16 protein-coding genes are annotated in these 20432 nt (G+C 39.4%); 9 read left to right on the top strand and 7 right to left on the bottom strand.

The genetic code is table 11. The features are described from left to right. Nucleotides 1–2: 2 nt before the first annotated feature. Nucleotides 3–614: a hypothetical protein gene (locus tag F3059_RS00915; RefSeq protein ID WP_151166049.1), complete on the bottom strand. Its 612-nt coding sequence runs from the start codon at nt 612–614 to the stop codon at nt 3–5. 466 nt (nt 615–1080) lie between these two features. Here F3059_RS00915 and F3059_RS00920 point away from each other — a divergent pair, with 466 nt between their 5' ends. From F3059_RS00920 to F3059_RS00955, 8 genes are all read left to right on the top strand, one after another. Next, nucleotides 1081–1626 (top strand): DUF5063 domain-containing protein, encoded by a 546-nt coding sequence (locus F3059_RS00920; protein ID WP_151166050.1) that lies wholly within the window; start codon nt 1081–1083, stop codon nt 1624–1626. A 180-nt stretch (nt 1627–1806) separates the two neighbouring features. Next, nucleotides 1807–2409, top strand: a complete 603-nt coding sequence (locus F3059_RS00925) for a hypothetical protein (protein ID WP_151166051.1) — start codon at nt 1807–1809, stop codon at nt 2407–2409. A 595-nt stretch (nt 2410–3004) separates the two neighbouring features. Continuing rightward, the gene (locus tag F3059_RS00930) at nt 3005–3967 is read left to right on the top strand and encodes a hypothetical protein (protein ID WP_151166052.1); all 963 of its coding nucleotides are present in this window, start codon (nt 3005–3007) and stop codon (nt 3965–3967) included. A 311-nt stretch (nt 3968–4278) separates the two neighbouring features. After that, complete coding sequence (locus tag F3059_RS00935; RefSeq protein ID WP_151166053.1) at nt 4279–4863, top strand: hypothetical protein; 585 nt, start codon at nt 4279–4281, stop codon at nt 4861–4863. Nucleotides 4864–5080: 217 nt separating this feature from the next. After that, nucleotides 5081–5872 (top strand): hypothetical protein, encoded by a 792-nt coding sequence (locus F3059_RS00940; protein ID WP_223274522.1) that lies wholly within the window; start codon nt 5081–5083, stop codon nt 5870–5872. A gap of 119 nt (nt 5873–5991) precedes the next feature. Then, the gene (locus F3059_RS00945) at nt 5992–6378 is read left to right on the top strand and encodes a hypothetical protein (RefSeq protein ID WP_151166054.1); all 387 of its coding nucleotides are present in this window, start codon (nt 5992–5994) and stop codon (nt 6376–6378) included. A gap of 150 nt (nt 6379–6528) precedes the next feature. Next, the gene (locus tag F3059_RS00950) at nt 6529–6975 is read left to right on the top strand and encodes an SRPBCC family protein (protein ID WP_151166055.1); all 447 of its coding nucleotides are present in this window, start codon (nt 6529–6531) and stop codon (nt 6973–6975) included. Nucleotides 6976–7131: 156 nt separating this feature from the next. Further along, complete coding sequence (locus F3059_RS00955; protein ID WP_151166056.1) at nt 7132–7980, top strand: hypothetical protein; 849 nt, start codon at nt 7132–7134, stop codon at nt 7978–7980. A gap of 660 nt (nt 7981–8640) precedes the next feature. Here F3059_RS00955 and F3059_RS00960 read toward each other — a convergent pair. Continuing rightward, a complete protein-coding gene (locus F3059_RS00960) occupies nt 8641–11895 on the bottom strand; it encodes a hypothetical protein (RefSeq protein WP_151166057.1) in 3255 nt (1084 codons plus the stop codon). Between the two features lie 113 nt (nt 11896–12008). Here F3059_RS00960 and F3059_RS00965 point away from each other — a divergent pair, with 113 nt between their 5' ends. Further along, the gene (locus F3059_RS00965) at nt 12009–12665 is read left to right on the top strand and encodes a 2OG-Fe(II) oxygenase (RefSeq protein ID WP_151166058.1); all 657 of its coding nucleotides are present in this window, start codon (nt 12009–12011) and stop codon (nt 12663–12665) included. A gap of 55 nt (nt 12666–12720) precedes the next feature. Here F3059_RS00965 and F3059_RS00970 read toward each other — a convergent pair whose 3' ends face one another. From F3059_RS00970 to F3059_RS00990, 5 genes are all read right to left on the bottom strand, one after another. Then, nucleotides 12721–14970 carry a S46 family peptidase gene (locus F3059_RS00970; protein ID WP_151166059.1) on the bottom strand — a complete coding sequence of 750 codons (2250 nt, stop codon included), beginning with the start codon at nt 14968–14970 and terminating at the stop codon, nt 12721–12723. A gap of 182 nt (nt 14971–15152) precedes the next feature. Next, nucleotides 15153–17039 carry a sodium:solute symporter family protein gene (locus F3059_RS00975; RefSeq protein ID WP_151166060.1) on the bottom strand — a complete coding sequence of 629 codons (1887 nt, stop codon included), beginning with the start codon at nt 17037–17039 and terminating at the stop codon, nt 15153–15155. A 55-nt stretch (nt 17040–17094) separates the two neighbouring features. Next, the gene (bshB1, locus tag F3059_RS00980; protein WP_151166061.1) at nt 17095–17826 is read right to left on the bottom strand and encodes a bacillithiol biosynthesis deacetylase BshB1; all 732 of its coding nucleotides are present in this window, start codon (nt 17824–17826) and stop codon (nt 17095–17097) included. Next, a complete protein-coding gene (locus tag F3059_RS00985) occupies nt 17823–19769 on the bottom strand; it encodes an OmpA family protein (RefSeq protein ID WP_151166062.1) in 1947 nt (648 codons plus the stop codon). The genes bshB1 and F3059_RS00985 overlap by 4 nt, the downstream gene beginning before the upstream one ends. A gap of 33 nt (nt 19770–19802) precedes the next feature. After that, nucleotides 19803–20432, bottom strand: coding sequence for a 7-carboxy-7-deazaguanine synthase QueE (locus F3059_RS00990; RefSeq protein ID WP_151166063.1), 630 nt, complete (start codon nt 20430–20432; stop codon nt 19803–19805).

A 20432-nucleotide genomic window follows, 5' to 3' on the forward strand; every position in this document is an offset into this window, starting at 1 on the left:
TCTCAATGCATTGCAAAACCAAGTTTTACATCGAAGTTTAACAATGGGAAATAATTAGAATCACTTGAATCAAGGCCAAATCCCAGTCCGCCTCCACCGAGCAAATCCAATGTCAAGCTGCTCGAATTGCCGGATCTGACCAGGTACTTTTTGCCAATATTAAATGTGAGTCCGCTACGGTAGACCTCAGACTGAACGATTTTTCCTTCTGATAATTCCTCACCTCTCAATAAAAAGTTATCCCATTCTAAACTCGCAAAAAATCCTGAACCCGGAAAAAAGTTATCCGGATGCTCATACCTTCTCAATTCTGAAGTTAATCGAATTCCATTTAAATCCTCTAAACGCGATCCGAAAAACAAACCATCTCTGTAATCAACATCAAAAATATAACCGGCTTCTTGCGTAAAGCTCCATCCTTTTTTTCCTGTTGTTTCAAGGCCTAAAGAAAACCCCATACTATTTGAGAAAACATCTCCCAGCAAAGAGCTAACCGGAAATTTGAGCGTGTATTCTCTATTCTTATTCTCTAAGCTATTGTTTGATTGAGCATTGAGTTTTGAGAATAAAAACACAAAAGCTGATATGAATAGAAGCGATAGAATCTTTTTCATAATTGTGGTGGTTTATTTTGGCGGTCAATTACTGTTAAATATCTAAGAAAGAATGCAGTAATTCAAATCACCAAAAAATAATATCATGCCCTCATAACAAGAAGAGCAAACCCAAATATTGTGCATTTTCACTCCTTATTTCAGGCACATTTAAAACTAATGTACCCAAATTTCTCCAGACGAAGTTAAAATTTCACCAATTTGATAGCTGAAGGAGTTAATCAACCATCTATTTTGCAAATAGCAGACTCAGCTATTTGACTTTAAATCCTCTTTTATAACTATCTTCATAAAACTAAGGAAAAGGAGTTGTTGGTAATTTGGTGATTATTTAGTAATTATGAAGGGAGAAATGAATTATATAATGTTAAGTAACAACCAAAAGTCAGCTTATCACTACTAATTTTCGGGGATAAGTTAACCTTTTGTCAACTTATAACCTAGTTAGCCACAATATGAAAAGACAATGAAACAACTGTCGACAGAAATAACAGAATTGCTGAATAAGAAATCAACAACTGACTTCTTAAACGCTGCTCGACATTTTGCGACTTTGTTGGAAAATGGTGATTTAAACCAAGAGCAATTCTACAAGGAATCTCATAAAGCATTATCAGAACTTTATCGGACTGCATTGGAACTTGAGACAATTGACCTAATTCATTCGAGCTCTAAAAGCGAATTCAACGAAATTGACCAAAACGAACTCAGAGAAATGAATAAAGGTCTGATTTCTAAACTTGGAAAAGAATGCTTCTATTGGGAAGTATTCGAACCAGCATATGACAAGAAAAACGAACCGACACAAGGTTGGTTAGTAGACGACTTTGCAGACATTTATGCAGACCTAAAAGAAGAACTAACAAAAATTGACAAAGTCGGCACTGACGAATCAATAGAAGACGCTTTATGGCAACTGAAATTTGGATTTAATCACCATTGGGGAAATCACTGTATTGACGCAATGAGAGCATTACATTATTTATGGTATGACGGAAAAACTTCGATGTGAAAATGAAAAAATACTGTGGCTAACAGCACCTAAGAAAACATGGGGCGGACAGTGGTTTCCGCAAGGTTTGTTCTTCGTGGCTACTTTTGTCGCTTGCGGACAAGAAAGTGCTCCGAAAGCCCCACGTTTCTTAGCTGCAAAACGTTGTAGCCAATTAAAAAAGACAAAATGAGAAACTCAATGACATTACTTCTAACATTCACTTTCCTACTTTTAGCAAGGTTCAGTGGAAAGAAGGACGAAGTAAAAATTTGGACAGAACAAACGACAGTTGATAAGGCGATTGACTTTGAAAATTCGCTTAGTAAACAAATAGAAGTTCTCGACAAGAATGTCTCGCTCTCAAAAAGCATTTATCCTCTAGTTGACAAGTACAAATTAGCAAAGCCAATAATAATTCAACGTGAGCAGACGGGTTTTTTACCTCTTTACGCTGAATACTTTTATTCTGAATCAGACTCAATTATCAGATATATAAGTTATGACTGGGAAAGGGAGAAATATGGAAATTATTTCAAGAAACAAGAAATATGGGAAGTAGAAAGCAAAAAACTGAAACAGTACAATTCTGAATACGAGAAAATAAAATCGACTTTAATCGAGCAACTCGGTGAACCGACAAATCAGGATACAGAACCGCAAAAGACAGAATCAACTTCAGGACGAGGAGATTACTTGACTAGAAGTACAGTCTGGGAGACAGATAATCACTATTCCAAATTGACTATGATTTTTGAATCAATGACTTACAGAATTAGGTGGTACTATTACTGGAAAAAATAAAATAACTGGCTACAACAGCACCTAAGAAAACATGGGGCGGGTAGTGATAAACGCCAAGTTCGTTCTTCGTGGCTATATTTGTCACAGGCGGATAGGAAAGTGCTCCAAAAAGCCCCACGTTTCTTAGCTGCAAAACGTTAATGTGCCATGTGAACCTCGGTGCTGATTTATCGGGCTGATTACGAATGATGATGCTGGATAAGGGGTTTAAGAAACATGCCGACAGAGTTTGATAGTTGGTTAGGCTCGGACAGTTAAGGATTGTTTTGGTATTTGGTTGGACTGAAAAATGAGTCACCATATTGGCTGATGAGCAATCAATTTTTTGATGGAACTTAAGCGAAGTTTTTGAGTCGCTTTTTTTCGATAATTTAGTTGAGTATAGGTTTAAGTTAAAATTGCGATCTGGCATGGTTTCTAATTTCGTGTCGGACAGATAAAAACACGGCACATAACATTGGTTAAAAAACATAGGGCGGACAATGGTTTCCGCTGGTTTCGGGTTCTTAGAAAGTTTGGTTTCGGCCGGACAGAAAAGTGCTTCGTAGCGCCCTACGTTTTTTTACCCGAGACCGTTGGCGATAATTAAGAAAATATGATTGGAACAATTTTAGGAATCGGTGGAATAGTACTTACTCTGATATTTGGAGTATATACTATTTGGACCACAAAAAAATCTCAAAAAAAAGTATCAATTGGATTAGAAAAAAAAGAATGCTATAGCCTTTTTAAGAAAGAGATAAATAGACTGAATATTGATGTTAACTATGCAGGAAATAGCATTGATAATTATCTTATTCTATTCAAAGGAACTCTTGTAAATAATGGACATAAAGATATAGACAAATCGAGTGTTTATAAACCATTAAGAATAAAATCAAAAAATGAATTCAAATGGTTAGAATCAAGTTTATCAGAAGTACCCCAAGGTGCCACCGTTGACTTAAACAAGTTAGACGACACAACATTGGAAATAAAATGGGATTTACTCAAAAAAGGTGAACAGATAGAGTTCGAAACATTAATCGAAATCCCTCAAGAAACTGAAATTGAAGATATCAGTGACGAATTCTATAACTCTTTAGATTTTGATTTCAGAATAACAGATGTCAATAACGTTGATAAATTATCTGAAACCTTCCCAAAAGAGAAGAAGAAAATTAGGAGAAAAAGAAAACTTCTGATTATGGGGGTATTCACATTTATTGCTGGGTTATATATTCTATTCTCACCTGAACTACCAGAATACTTATCACTCTTTAAAGACAAAAAAGAAATTCATTATTTAGCTCAATATGGAAATGAAAACAAGTCTATAAATGTTACCCCTAATTCAGAAGGGCAAGTGATTGTTCAAAATGGTGATAACGAAGAGGAACTTTCAGTTGAGGATTTCAATAAGCAAATATCATTATTGAAAATTGATACTGTTGTTAGCCAACCTGATTCCTTCTTGTTCAATCGTATTATGGGAATCATTTATCTACTTACAAGTATTATGGCCTTTATCTTATTCTTTAAAATTAAACTATCGCCAACAATGGCTAAAAAATCATAACTGCCCTTCGGGACAGCAACGCTTTTTAGCCTAACCGTTAGGCAGCATTAAAATGAAAAAACTGATTACAAAGGAATTAAAGAAATACCTTGCGAAAGGCTTCGAAATTGTTAGTCATACAAAAGGGATTGCAAAATATGAATGTTTGGTTTCAAGACCATGCGTTAATTAAAGACTAATGCAGTCTTTAGAGAGAAAGTGATAAAACGAAATTGTTATCATAAAATGATAGTAAGTGATAAACTGAAAAGTTAGGCCGTTAATCTTCAACTATTATAAACCGTGACAAATACGTAACTAAAACAATCGATATGAAAAATTCAATCTTAATTCTCACAATTATTTTCATGACAGGCTGTAAAGCTTGGGATCCTTCAATGATATCAGTCCAAAAGGATCCAATCTCTCCTAAACTTCTCTCACTAGAAAGAAGAATGGAAGACTTAGCTAATACAACTGTAAATACGAATGATGATGAGCTGAAGGTATTCACTGAAGAGGTTGAAAAGAACCTCATTAATCCATATGGTGATAAATACGGTTACATCGCATACAAGAAGAATGTACTTGACTATAGTCCGGGAATGGGCATGTTATTGTTATCTAGTTTTACATTAACAGTACCAAACTTGTTTGGTATGCCATATCAAACTATTAAGTACAAAGTAGAAGTTGAGCTAAGAATAATGGATAGTCAGAATAGATTGATCGGTAAATATTCAGCAATTGGCGAAGCTAAATCTACCGTAGCATACTACTATGGATACTCTATAAAAAGTGCTGTTAAAAGGACATATCCTGAAGCGATAAAAGATGCGTTCAGTAAAATTCGTCCTCAAATCCAAGCAGATGTAAAAAGACTAAACAAGGCCCTAAAAGAAGCAGGGAAACTGTAAAGAAACTACACAACAGCACCTATGAATACATAGGCCGGACACTTCGAGAAGCTCAGTGCATAGCAGTGGTTTATTCGCCTTTGGCTCATGAACTCCCTGCGGTAGGTTCCGCAAGTTCTGGATTCTTAACAAGTTTGGTTTCGGCCAGACAGAAAAGTGCTTCGTAGCACCCTACGTTTTTTACCCGAAACCGTTGTGCGTCATGCAAAAAAAGACAATGAATAAGGAAAAGATTGCCATAATGAAACAAACCAAACGACTAAAACTAAGTCGTTGGCAGACTCTTGACCATTTTTTCATTGTATTGTTCATTCTATTCATACCCGGACTAACTCTTTTCAGTCTATTTGAAATTTACGTCACTGAAACTTATGACGGAGTTAGAACTGTGGACGAACTCATTTCGACAACTTGGCCTTGGATAATTCCTGCGGCTGTCTTTTACTTCATTCAGAAAAGACGACTAAGATTTAGAGAAGTAAAAGTTAAGTACACTGACCAAGAATTTCAAGAAGCAATTGAAAGGACAGCAAAAGAGTATGAATGGCAAATTGAATTCAACGACAAAAAAATATTCCGGGCTTACCGACCTTGGAATTGGACAGGCAGTTGGGGAGAAATGATTACAATAATCAAAGACAAAGACAGACTTTTATTGAACAGTATTTGCGACCCGAATAAATGGAGCTCTGTAGCTTCATTCGGTTGGAATAAGAGAAATATTGACACTTTTCTTAATAACCTTGTTGACGTAAAGAATGACGTTCCAGTTCAAAGGAATATCGAGAAACCTGAAAAAGAGTGGACATTAAAAAAGGTTGTAATTCGACTGTTTGCCTATCCATTTTGTTTGTTTCTTATTGGTTTAGGTGTTTACATGATTCTCTACCCTAGCAATTGGAAATCACAAATAGCAGGAATTGGAGCAATGACAATAGCTGCATTTTACCTGTACACTGACTTAAAAATGATAATGAAAATAAAAGCACGAACGCACAACAATGGTTAAAAAACATAGGTCGGACAGTGGTTTTCGCGAGTTTAAGATTCTTAGTAAGTTTGGTTTTGGCCAGACAAAAAAGTGCTTCGTAGCGCCCTATGTCTCTTAGTTGTAAACCATTAAAAAATATGAGAAACCTAATTGTATTAGTTTTGATTTGCTTTTCAACTGTCACTTTTGGACAGACGAATGAATGCAAGAAATTTAAAAACGGAAAATTCAAAATTATTGATGCAGAAGTTGGGAATTCAATTATCACACGAAAAGGATCAAAGCAAATTGAATATGGAGAAGGATCAAAGCTGAAACTTGAATTTAAAGTGAAATGGGTTGACGATTGTACGTATACCCTTGAACTTAAAAAAGTCCTTGAAAATCCGAATAATATTGAATTACCAGAAGGAATGATCTTGACGATTGAGATAATTGAGACGAAAGAAAATTCATATGTACAGAAATCAACATCAAATCTGTATGATATGGTTTTGGAAAGTGAACTTATTAAAATAGAATAAAAACGGTTTACAACAACGCATATAGCTTATGGCTGGTGAACGGCTAAAAGCAAGGTTTCCACTCCATAGTCAGCCTTGGTTCCGGTGGACAGGATAGTGCCTTAAACCGCCACAAAGCCTTATCCAAACCGTTCTACACAATTTTAAAAGATGAAATTCGAAGACAAGATATTAATTGATGCTCCCTGCAAGGACGTTTACTCTTTTTTCGAAAAGATGAAAGAGAATTATTTGGCTTGGCACCAGGAACATATCGCATTCGAATGGAGAAAAGGAAAAGGATTAGAAGTTGGAAATGTTTTTTACTTCGAAGAAGAAATTGGGGGACAACTTCTGAAGAAAGAAACACGATTCACCAAAATCATTCCTAACCAATACATTGAGTTTAAAATGGTCAATTGGTTTTACAGGTTGTTCATACCGAAAATGACTTTCATCTTTGAAGAAGAAAAAGGTGCTTGCCTTTTTACTGCTCAAGTGTTTTTACGTGGCATCGGACCTCTTGGCAAATGGACGCACAGAAAAGAATTCAAAGCAGTTAAAAAACATATGAAGGAAGAAGGGATAAACCTCAAACGCATTATTGAGGAAAAATAAAAACGACCGCACAAAATCTGCTATAGCAAATGCGGGTCTCACTGCGCAAAAATGAAGATATTGCAACTAAATAACAATTGGCATGGTGGACAAAGATTAGGTTTCAAATCCCGAACTTGCCATAGATAGGGCCATTGGACGTAATTTTAACTTCACATGCAAAGAAAATTTATTAAAAATGTTGGGTTTGAATTTACTTATGAAAAAGTGAGTTTGATTCTTCAATTAATCACAGTCACAAAGGAAAACCACAATTTATCTGAAGAACAACTTAAAGGATTAATACAGGCTACATCAGATTACCTAAGCAGGATTGATAATAAAACAAATCTACTAGAACTATTTGGTGAAGTTGAACTCAAAGAAGAGCAAATTAAGGTCAATGACTTTACGTTTTATAAATTTATTTCCAAAGACACCTATGAGAACTTTATAAGAAAAGGTAAATTTCAATTAGGTTCCTTAAAATATTATAGAGAAATAGAGAGAGATAAAAGTCGCGATGAAAAAGAAGGTTTCTGTAATCTAATTTTTGAAAATCATAACCAACAGGTGTTTACTTCAGCAATTTCAGGTTTTAACTTTTACATTTTGTGTGGAACACATAAGCTAGATGAAAAACATCACATGACTGAGAATTTTGGAGACTATATCCTTAAAATCAAAAGTATAAGTTCATTTGCTAATTCTATTAAAAAGGCAATTGGTGCTAAGGAGTGGAAAATACAGAAAGTTTACTATACTGATTTTAAGGCACATAAAATCAAAACAAATCTAAAAGATTTTGAAGGAGCTAATCCTGAATTATCAGCTGAAATTTTCAAGCTGATTCAAAAACATTCTGTGTTTCCCAGCATTTTTATGAAACCAAAAATATTTAAGCCTGAGAATGAACTTAGACTTACGTTCAAAATGGATAAAAATGTAAAGCCAAAACTGAATTTTGACAACAAGGGACTTCTTGAATATATAGAAATAGAAAACTACGGCCAACAATGGGTATAAAACATAGGGCGGACGATAGTCTCCGCGATTTTCGGGTTCTTAGCAGTTTTGGTCTCGGCCAGACAGAAAAGTGCTTCGTAGCGCCCTACGTCTCTTAGCTGCAAAACGTTGGCGGTAATTAAAATGAATCTCGTACCCTTTGAAAATATCAAACTAAAAAGTAAACTCAACACCGAGGAGATAGCTGAGCGCATAAGTTCTCGAGCTGAATACACAAGGCAATTCGGAATGTCCTTTCACAAAAACTCATTCAAGGATTATGAAGGCTATGCGAATGAGAAAGAATTTAAAATTAGGCGAATATTAAAAACAGGAAGAAATTCGTTTATTCCAACTGCACATGGAAGAATGCAAAGCCAAGGTGATAAGTGCATCATTTCAATTAAAATTCGTCTTCTTCCATTGGTTTATATTTTACTAATTTGTTTGACTGTTTTTTTAGTTCTTTTTTGCTCTTCGATCCTACCGTAGGTGATTTTGTCTTCTTATTGATACCGTATTTACTCTGCATTATCTTCTACAATATGGAATCTCAGCGATTGAAAAATGGACTAATGCAAATAATAAATAACGACCACCAACATTAAACTGAACTAAAAAAACCTTTTAACCCTTAATTTCTGAAATACAATTGACTTTTTTTAGCCTCAAACCACTCCATCAATCAACGTAAGGCCTCACGTTCTGATTGTAAACATCTCCGTTGACGCGTTTCCCGTTTAGGTAGTAAAACTCCTGTCCCCACGGATAAACAAGACGGATTAGTTTGCGGCCTTTCCCATCTTCAACGATGACACTTTTCTCAACCTGTCGATAGCCCTGGTCAATTGTTTCGTGAGAATAGCCGCTCGGGTAATTTTCAGCTAAATATTCCGGAGAGTTTTCTTTTATGCGCTGTAGTCTGGCTTCTCTTTCCTTTTCCTGTTTTTCGCGTTCTGCTTTTTTGCGAGCGAGTTCTTCTTTTTGCTTTTCTGCCGCTCTCTTTTTGGCATCTTCCGCGGCCTGATCTCTTTTGGCTCTTGCAGTCGCCAGCTTTTCCTGAGCTACAGGATCATTTGCTTTGACCGATAAAGCCTGCTGATAATTGGAAACAGCTACTCCGTATTTTTCACTCTGCATAGCTTCATTCCCCTTGCTGATGAAGTTCGAGTATTTATCATCTTTAGCTTGCTCTGCCGCTCTTTTTTCGGCCTCGCGCTTTAAGTCATCAATTTTGTCGAGTTGGTTCTGAGGATAGTTGTCCTCATTGTTCATATCAACAGCTTGCTTGTAAAGCGATTTTGCAGTAGCCCAGTTTTCATTTTGTAGAGCTTCATCGGCTTGTTGAACCAGAGCATTGTATTTTTCCTTCCTCTTTTCTTTTTGTCGTTGTTCTGCTTGCTGTTTCCTCTTTTCGGCTTCTTCCATTTCGATCATTCTCTCCACTTCAGCTATTCGCTCTTTTGGTCCGGATGATGCGGGTTTTAACGACTGAGCCTGACGGAAAAAGGATTTGGCCTGCGTCCAGTCTTTATCCAAAATTGCCTGTTCTCCCTTGATCATCAAACTGCTGAACTCCTGATCTCGCTCCTCGAGTCTTTTCTCTTCTTCCTTCTTTCGTTGTTTGGCAGCCTCTTCAGCCTCTTTCATCGCTTGTTTAGCGCTTTCAATTTTTCCGGCCACCACATCATTATCGGGCATTAAATTATCGGCCTTATTGTAAAGTCCAATCGATTGAGAAAATTCTCCGTTTTCCAATGCTTCGTCACCCTGGCTGATAATATCATCGAACTGTTGTTTGAGCTCTTCCTTCTCTTTTTCCTTTTCAGCCTGGCGTTCAGCTTCAGCCTCAGCCATTTTTATTTTGTTGTTAACCTCTTCTATTTTTTTGGTCGGAACCTCAGCACTAGGTTTTAACTCAGCCGCCTGTTTGAAGTAAGATTTGGCTGCTTCCCACTCCTTGCGCTCCATCGCGTTTTCTCCTTCCGTCAACAGTCCATTGTAGCGGTCTTCAAGCTCTGCAGCCTGTTTCTCAGCCTCTTCTTTTGCAGCTTGCTTCTTGGCAGCTTCTTCTTTTTTGAGCTCTTCAACTTTTTGAAGTTGGTTTTTAGGATATTCTTTTTCCGGTAGTAAATCTGCAGCTTGTTTGTAATTAGCCGAAGCATTTGCCCAGTCTTTTTCATCCAACGCCTTATCCCCTTTTTCGATCAATTCGTTGTACTGATTCTCAAGCGCTGCTTGCTGGCGCTCCTCTTTTGCCTTTTGTTTTTCCAGTTCCTGCTGCTTTTTCAAGCCGCTTTCTGCCTGGGATTTCATGTTTTTGAGTCGCTCGCTTTCAGGGAAAAGTGAACCGGCTTCATTTAATTTATCCAGGGCAGATTGCCATTCCTCATTGTCAATTTTAGCTTGAGCATCAGTAAGCATTTGATCGAACTGAGCCTTCTTTTCCTCCTGTTTTTGATCAGCAGCAATCGCTTCGTTGGCTTTTGTGATTTGCTGATTTGGATAATCTTTATCAGGTAAAACTGAACCAGCCTCTTTGTACTTTGCAATAGCGTCCTGCCATTTTTCGGCACTCATCAATTCATCGGCCTGTTTTATTAAGCCGTCATACTCCTCTTGCTTTGCTGCTTGCTCAGCGGCCTTTTCTTTAGCAGCTATCGCTTCATTAGCTTTCGTGATCTGCTCGTCAGGATATGATTCCGATTCTTTTATCGCTTTAGCTTCCTCGTACTTTGATATCGCTTTTTTGTACTGCTCCTCTCCCATCAATCGGTCAGCTTCTTTCACGGCTTTTTGATATTGCGCATCGATCTCTGCCTGCTTCTCTTTCTCTTTTTCCTCCTGCTTGAGGTTTTTCGCTTTTTGGATCTGACTGTTAGGATAATCTTCATCAGGTTTCACCTCGGCTGCCTCTTCGTATTTGGCTACAGCTTCATCCCACATTTTATTGCCCAAAAGCTTATCCGCTTCCTGAATAATCTTGTTGTATTTTTCGGTCAGAGCCTGTTGTTTCTCGCGTTCGGCCTGTTCCTTTTTCAGTTTTTCGGCTTCCGCAATTTTGTCTTTGGGGAGCTGTTCATCGGGCTTTACTTTGCTCGCCTCCTGATATTTGGATATAGCTTTATCCCATTGTTTGTTCGACAAAAAATCGTTTGCTTCTCCAATTATTTTATCGAACTTTTCATTTATCGCCTGTTGTTTTTTGCGCTCAGCTTCCTCCTTTTTGAGTTTTTCAGCCTCGGCAATTTTATCTTTGGGTAACTGTTCACCCGGCTTTACTTTACTGGCTTCCTGGTATTTGGAAATAGCCTGATCCCACTGGCTGTTAGAAAGCAAGTCGTTAGCTTCCTGGATGATGTTGTTGTACTTTTCATTGAGAGCCTCTTTCCGCTTGCGCTCGGCCGCAGCTTCTTTGGCTTTTTTGGCCTGTTCTAATCCTGATTTTGCTGAAGAATCATCGGGTTTGAGCTTGATCGCTTCCTGATATTTTGAAATTGCTTCGTCCCACTTTTCCTTGTCTCTCAGTTTATCAGCCTCAGCTACAATCTCATTGTACTGTTCATCAAGTTTTGCCAGGCGGAGCTGTTCTTTCTTTTGTTCTACGAGCCGTAGCTGCCTGTTGGCATAGTCGCGATCAGGAAAAAGTTCCTGCATTTGTTTGTACAGGTTTGTCGCCTCATCGAACTTTTCTTTGTCGAGAGCTTTATCTGCGTCAGATTTTAAATCTTCATACTTTTCTTCTTTCTCCTTGAGTTTTTTCTCTTTTTCTTCTTCGGCTTCCAGCTCATCACCTATACTTTCCAACAATTCTTCTTCAGATTGAGCATAAGTACCGGAATTCGATAATAAAATAACAGAAAACGTTAAGGACAGTAAAAAGAATGAACGAAGTAGAACCTTGTAAATTATAGAATTAATTTCCCTCTTAATCACTCCTCGTTTTTCTTTAAGGCTCGCTAATTTATAAAAAGCTGGGTAAGTATGATGTTAATTTTTAACATCATCTATTATGAGAGTGTAACTTTGCCAAATTATTTATTGCAGAATTGAAATTACAACAGCAACTCAAAGCTCCTGAACAATTACTGGACAGAGGCCTGGCAGATAGCCTTGCAACTAAAGGCTTCGCTTTAATCGACTCGTTTTTATCACCTGAATTGACATTCGAGATAAGAGATTATATCGATCGATTACGGGCTAATGATGATTTGAAAAAGGCCGGAATTGGTACCGCTCACCTACATCAGATTGATAATCGGGTGCGCGGAGATTATATCAGATGGATTTCACGAGATACTGAAGTTGAAGCGTTGAGGCATTACCAGGAACAGCTTCAATATCTTATTCAGTATTTGAACCGCTATTGTTTCCTCGGAATTAAGGATTATGAAATGCACACGACTTACTATCCGGTGGGAACTCATTATGAAAAACACATCGATCAGTTACAGGTAAATGGCAAGCGTGTTATTTCGTTTATCCTCTACCTCAATGAAGACTGGCAAACGGGAGATGGCGGTGAAATCAGGGTTTATCCACTCGATGGATCTGACCATGAAGATTTGGCTCCAAAAAACGGGCGGCTCGCATTGATGTTGAGCAATGAAACGCCACATGAGGTTCTGACCGTCAACAAACCGCGTTACAGTGTTACGGGATGGATGCTGAATCAGTTTACTGATACTACTTTCGTGGGATCATAAAACAAAAAAAGGGACCGGTAAACCGATCCCTTTTAGTCAATTCATCAATCGACTTTTATTTTTTGCGCTCAGCGTTGTTTTGAGACTTTGGTGCTTCTTTCACTTCTTTGATTGAAGGTTCAGTTGATTTTTGAGTCTCTTCTTCGCTTTTCACAATTGTCATTTGTCTCAACAAGTGTGAAGCGCCAGCATATTTATCGATTACAAAAAGGATGTAACGAATGTCGGCAACGATTGTGCGCTGGATTTCATCTTCAAAAAAGATGTCTCCGCTCATCGCTTCCCAGTTTCCGTCAAATGCACAACCGATCAATTCTCCCTTTCCGTTGATAACCGGTGAACCTGAGTTACCACCTGTAATATCGTTGTTCGTGAGGAAGTTAACTCGCAATGTGCCGTCATCAGCAGCGTAGCGGCCATAGTTCTTGTTTTCGTATAGCTTCACCAATCTGTCTGGAACGATAAACTCGTCATCAGTTGGATCCTTTTTCTCCATTACACCTTCAAGCGTTGTGTAATAGTTGTAATAAACTGCATCTCTCGGATAATAGTCGAGTACCTGTCCGTAAGTTAAACGCATTGTAGAGTTTGCGTTAGGATAGTACTTTTTATCCGGATTCATCTCACGTAAACCAGCTATGAATAGTCTGTTTCCGCGGTCGATTTTCGCATTGATCTCACTCGTTTTAGCAGAAATTTCATTGCGGTATTTTGAGAGGAATGCTCCGGCTAAACGAACTGCTGGATCTCGATCTAATTTTCTCGCTTTTGGTTTGTTGAGGAAATCTTTCAGTTCATTCGTATCAGAAAGCATTGATTTGCGGAAGATGTAATCTGCAACATCGTGGAAATCCGGACCTTTGCGTTTAACGATCTTCTTAAAGTACTCTGGCTGAATATCCTTATCGATGTCGTTGTAATAAATCTTGAGTAGCTCTGCAGTTACGTCCTTATCAGTTGCAACATCGTAATCTTTGTAAAAGTCCTTTGCTCTGCTTTTTACTCTTTGAATTTGAGCATTCAACTGTTTTGGATCAGGGTCTTTTTGTTCTAAAATACCACGCATTGGAGATAAGTAATAACCCATCAACAAAATTTCAGATCCAAAAACAGCTTCTCCAAAGTAAGTCTGAGGGAGAATGTATTCTTCCAACTCTTTATACCCTTCATTGATGAGATTGAGTGCATCGCCATACTTTGCTTTACGTGCCGGCTTTTTGTTGACCCATCTCTGGAACTCTTTCTCGAGCTCTTTTTTCTTTTCAATGACATCGTTGTTCTTGATCTGCTCAGTTTGACCGATGAAATACTTGTAGTAATTCGATACACCTGCATATTTTGAAGCGTACTGGATATCAACTTTTTTGTCAGCATCCATGTGTTCTTTCATTACGTCAAGTCGCTTACCGCGAATTTTTACACGTGCAGGCTGATCTTTTGTAATCGCCATTTCAACTCCTGAAGCAGTGAGGTAACGATCAGTGCTTCCAGGGTATCCCATGATCATTGCAAAGTCACCTTTTTCAACACCGTCAATTGATAGTGGAAGGTGATAATTTGGTTTAAGTGGAACGTTCTTTTGATCGAAATCTGCCGGTTCACCTTCCTGGTCAGAATAGATTCTCAAAAGAGAGAAATCACCTGTGTGACGTGGCCACATCCAGTTATCAGTGTTACCACCAAACTTACCGATGCTAGATGGTGGAGCACCAACTAAGCGAACATCACGATATGTTTTGTAAACGAATAAGTAAAATTCATTTCCGCCAAAGAAGCTTTTAACGCTGGCATTGTAATCTGTGCCTTCAGTAGCTTCTTTTTTGATCGTTTGAGAAAGTTGACGAATCACCTGGCTTCTTTCATCCTCGCTCATCGTGTCCTGAAGAGCTTCATTTATTTTGTCACTCACATCTTCCATGCGAACGAGGAAAGAAGCTGTCATTCCATCGGCTTTGAGCTCTTCACCGTAATTACCGGCCCAAAAACCATCTTCGAGATAATTGTGCTCTTCAGTTGAGTTTTGTTGAATAACACCGTAAGCACAGTGGTGGTTAGTCAATAACATACCATCTTTTGAGATTACCTCAGCTGTACATGAACCTCCATTCAACATTACAATAGCATCCTTCAAAGAAGAATGGTTCACACTGTAAATTTCTTCAGGGGTCAACTTGAGCCCCATTTTCTGCATGTCTTCATAGTTCAGTCTGTCAATGAACATCGGTAGCCACATACCTTCATTGGCGCGCGATGCAATTTGAAAACCAAACATTAAAACCAGTACTAATCCTACTATCCGTTTCATGTTTAAATAATTTACGTTTTAAGTAACTGAAAATCGCCAGCAAAAACGAGCCGACAAACTTCAATTTTTCAAAAAATTTGCAATGAAATGCAAGGGTAATAAATTTTCTAAAAACGGCTGCACAAAATGTGCTGAGCGGTGCATTTACTTGTTGTGCGTTTTCTCTAATGGTCAGATCCAAATCACGTCAACTGATCCCACTTTTTCAATCGGTTGAGACCGAATGACAAACCAACAGCTCCACCGGCTGCAAGGACAGTATAGAGCTGCCATTCATTCCCGTGCAATAAGAACGAGCCCATAGCAAACAGCGTACAATACGTGAGTAATATTCCGCAAATCCAGCACCAGAGCCTCCAACGTAGCGATTGCTTGTTTTTGGTCCGAACCAGTGGATCAGCGAACTTTCCCCATGCTCCCTCAGGCTTTACGCGGTCGTAAAAGGATTTGATTTTTTCATCAGGCTCGGCCGATGTCACATAAGTTGCCACCAACCAGGCAATTGTGGTAAAGAGGACGGTAAATAAATACGGACCTTTATTCTCCACAAACTCAGCTCCCAGTTGCTCGCCAAGGATCTGACCGATAAAGTACCCGATAAACGGAGCCACCATCGCAGCGATTTCACTCCAGGCATTGATGCGCCACCAGTACCAGCGCAGAATCAAAACGGCCCCCAATCCGGCACCGGCTTCAATAATGAATTCCCAAACTCCGGCAATTGTGTCGATCACCGAAGTAACCAAAATACCAACGATCATCAACAAAAGCGTGGCAATTCTACCAGATAAAACCTGATTTTTAGAGCTGTCTTTCGCGATAAACGGCATGTAAAGATCGTTGACCAAAAAGCTGGCGCCCATGTTCAACTGCGTGGAAATGGTGCTCAAATAGGCCGCTAAAAAAGCTACGAGTAGTAATCCGCGCAAGCCATCTGGCAAATAATCCCGCATGGCAAATACGTAGCCTAATTGTGGCTGAAAACTATACTTGACCTGCTTTTCAATTTCTTGTTGTTGGTCAGATCCAAATTGAGCCAGTACCTCACCCTCAGTCATTCCGGCTTCTTTGTACGTCTCGATTTGTTGAGCGACTTCAGGTGACAGACTGTAATGCGGATCGTAGAGCAAAATAGCCGCAAGTCCAACTAAAATCCACGGCCAGGGGCGGACACAATAATGAGCAATCTGAAAGAAAAGAGTTGCTTTTTGTGCATCCTGTTCTGTTTTGGCACTCATCATTCGCTGTGCGATGTAACCACCTCCGCCCGGTTCTGATCCCGGATACCAACTGGCCCACCACTGAACAGTAACGTAAGTGAGAAATGCGCCAATTGACAAACTCAAAACCTGTAATCCGCCAGATTCACCAACACGCGGAAAGAGGTGAAAATAACTATCGGGCAACTCTGATTTGAGATTGTCTATTCCCCCAACTTCAGGAGCTGAAAGCACGAGCCAGGCCAAAATTATGGTTCCGACCATAGCGATGAAAAACTGGACAGTATCTGTAATGGCAACTCCTAAAAGTCCAGACAGTGAGCTGTAAGCCGCGGCAAAAATCATAGCCGCAAAAACGTACCAAAGAACTGTTGAGCTATCGATACAGAAAAAAGTTTCAAGGAGTGCAGCAAAAGCCAGGTTTACCCACCCGATGATCATCCCGTTCATGAAAACACCTAAATAAATAGCTTTGAAACCGCGCAGTAGTTTAGCAGGTTTCCCCGAATAGCGAATGTCGATAAACTCGAGCTCTGTCACGATGTTAGCTCTTCTCCAAAGCCTGGCGAAGAAGAATACTGTTAGCATTCCGCCCGACAAAAAACTCCACCAGAGCCAGTTTTTGGAGACTCCGTTTTGGGCAACCATTTCAGAGACTGCTAAAGGTGTATCGGCAGCGAATGTGGTTGCCACCATCGACAATCCGGCAACATACCACGGCAAATTTCGACCACCGAGAAAAAAGTCGCTGATGGTTCCGCCTTTTTTGGTTTTAAATCGCCACCCGATGTAGAGCGTGAGCAGCAAAAAACCTACAATTATGATCCAATCGATAAGAGCCAGGTGCATAACCGCAATAATACGATTATCACATGAAAATCAATTAGAATGTAGGATTGCTTTTTTACAAGAGCGATGTAATATCATCAACTCCAGGAGTGCGAACAGCTATAAATCCTTCAGCATATTTCGCATTGATGCTACGACCAAATTGTGCGGCTCTCCCTTCAAGGAAATCGATGAATGATTGCGATGAAATTGGCGTTTCAGGTTCTTTTGAGTCTGATTTTTCAGAGAAAAACTGGCTACTGAAAGCTTCTATCGCTTCGAGTTTCGTATCCCACTCTGCCGATATATCCACGACAAAATCTGGTTGTAAGTAACGATCCTGAATATAGTGATAAACAGCTTTGGGACGCCACGACTCAAGCGGTTCTCCATCCCACTCCATTTTGATCTTTCTCAACCCGGAATAAAAACAAGCATCAGCTATGAGTTTTGCCGCCCTGCCGTGATCAGGATGGCGATCTTCAGGTGTATTGATAAGTGCTACCTCAGGTTGAAAACGCCTGATTTGTGTAGCGATTTTGATAATGTTTTCCTTGGTGTATTGAAAAAAGCCATCGTCCATGCTCAGGTTTTCACGATAGCTAACACCCATTACATCTGAAGCTTTTGCAGCTTCTTTCATTCTCAACTCGGGAGTTCCGCGTGTACCGAGTTCACCTTTCGTGAGATCGACAATTGCTGCTTTTTTCCCCTGCTTTACATGTTTGATAATGGTTCCTGAACAACTCAACTCAACATCATCAGGATGAGCTGCTATGGCCAAAATATCTACTTTTTCCTTCGTCACTTTTCAATGATTTTAAATTCAGTGCGTCTATTTTGGGCACGTCCTTCTTCCGTGTCATTTGATGCAATGGGTTCACTAAAGTTGTAGCCTTTAAAGCTCAATCTTTCTGCATTGATTCCCGCATCAATTAAATAGGTGTAGACAGACTTCGCTCTGTTCTCTGATAATTGCTGGTTGTAATTTTTGCTTCCAACATTATCAGTGTGCCCGCCTATTTCAATCTTCAAAGTGGGGTTATTGTTCAAAAATTCTACAAGTTTTGTCAACTCGGCTTTTGACTCGGGCTTGAGTTTGTACTTATCAGTTTCAAAAAAGATGTTTTTCAATACAACCGTTTCGCCTTTTTCGATAGGCTTCATAGGGACATCAAATGCATAATTGTCAACGTCTTTACCTTTTTCACCCGAGAGTTCAAAGTTTTCAGAGAAGAACAAATATCCCTCAGCTGAAGCGTTGAGCATGTAGTTTTTTTCGGTCGGAACCACAACCAGGAACTCACCGTTTTCAGGATCTGAGTATGATTCCACTACTCGTTCCTGCGTTTCCAGATCGATGAGCTCGAATTTAGCTCTCAGCGGCTTATCGGTTTTCTTGTCGTACACTTTTCCTCTTGCATAAGTAACGGGAGTTGGACGTGCATATTCGGGTAACTCAAAGCTGTAGAGATCCCATTTCCCAAAGCCTCCCGGCATTCCGCTCGCATAATAAGCTTTCTTGCCATCAGCTCCAACAGACAAACTCACTTCGTCATCCAGCGTGTTGATAGGGTAACCGAGGTTTTTCGGCTCTCCAAATGAATCTGCTGAGATTTTTTCAACGACAAACATATCGCGCATTCCCATACCGGGATAACCATCGCTGGAAAAGTAAAATGTCTTGTTATCAGGGTGAGCGTAAGGAGACAGATCATCTCCGGGAGTATTAAAAGGTACCGGTTTTGGATCTGACCATTTACCATCATCACCGATTTGAGTCATCCAAATGTCTTTTTTTCCTGGTCCACCAGGGCGGTTACTCACAAAATACAAGGTGCGACCATCACTCGAGAATGATGGTTGAGAATCCCAATGGCGCGTGTTTACAGCTTTCCCGAGATTCCTTGGGTTTACCCATTGTTCTCCTTTTCTGCTCGCGATGTAAAGATCGCAGCTTCCCAGACCTTCTCTTCTTCCGCAAGAAGTGAAAAAGATGTAATTACCATCAGGGGAAATACAAGCCGCTCCTTCCCTGTAGGGAGAATTGATGGATTTACTCAATCTCTCAGCTTTTGCCCAGGTGCCATCTCCTTTTTTGCGAGACATGTAAATATCTTCGTCAAACTCGCTACGAGATGAAGACATAGCTCCTACTCGTGGTTGATTTTTCGTGAAGTAAATGAGTTTACCATCGGCACGCAATGTTGGGGAGTGTTCGTAAAAGCGATTGTTTACTCCCGGGCCAAGGTTCTGAGGATCAAAATCAACAGGATTTTCGATCAACTCTTTGCGCGTTTTTGTGGTTTGTTTTATTTCCTCTGCTTTATCGTCCCAGTAATCATCTTCCTTAAATCGGTGATACGCTTTGATGGTTTCGAGAGCTTCATCGAGTTTTAGGGCTTTGCTCTGGACATGAGCTAATTCGAGATACACCCGCGGATTGAAAGTTGAATCGATTGAAATTCCTTTCTTGTAGTAATTGATACTTTGTTCAAGATCGTCAATCTCCACTAAAAGCTCAGCTTTTAAAACATAAGCATCAATGAATTCTTCATCTTTTTCAATCGCCTTATCAATGGTGTTCAAAGCATCCTCAATGTAACGAAGACGGAAATATTTGTTCGCCTGCTCAAAGTATTCTTTTGCTTTTCTGTTATTGGTCGCGAGCTCTTTAGGTTGAGCTTTGCACGCTGTAATAGTTAGGAATGACAGGGCTATTAAAACGACAGACTTGATAAAAAACTTCATTGTTTTGCGATTATGATAAAGGTCGCTACAAGGTTAAGGAATATTCATGTATTTATGCGTTTGCAGTGAAATCTTCCATTTGGGATTTTCCTTAACGTAATCGATTATTTTGGGTAATAACTTCTCCTCTCTTGACCACTCAGGCTGTAAGTAAAGCTCACAGTCAGATCCTACTTTTTTAGCATGAGACTCTGCCCACTTAAAGTCATTCCTGTTCGCGATAACTACTTTCAACTCGTGTGCCTTATCGTAAGCTTCATCGAGTGGCTTTTTGAACTTTTTTGGTGAAAAACAAATCCAGTCCCAGCTACCTGTAATGGGGTGTGCTCCGCTGGTTTCCATCCAAACCTTTAAGTTTTCTTGTTTGAGTTTTTCGGTCAGAACCGATAGATCGTACATTGCAGGCTCACCTCCAGTGATCACGATATTTGGCGAATTAGTGGCTACAGCATCTTCAACAATTTCTTCAACTGATAATACCGGATGTTGATCAGCGTCCCAGCTCTCTTTCACATCACACCACACACATCCTACATCACACCCTGCAAGTCTTATGAAATAAGCTGCTTCCCCGTTATTTCTACCTTCTCCCTGAATGGTGTAAAAATGCTCCATGATGGGAAGAGCCAACCCACTATCAATCTTTTTTTGAATTTCCTCCAT

Origin of the sequence: Salibacter halophilus (assembly GCF_008806325.1) — a bacterium.
GTDB lineage: Bacteria > Bacteroidota > Bacteroidia > Flavobacteriales_G > Salibacteraceae > Salibacter > Salibacter halophilus.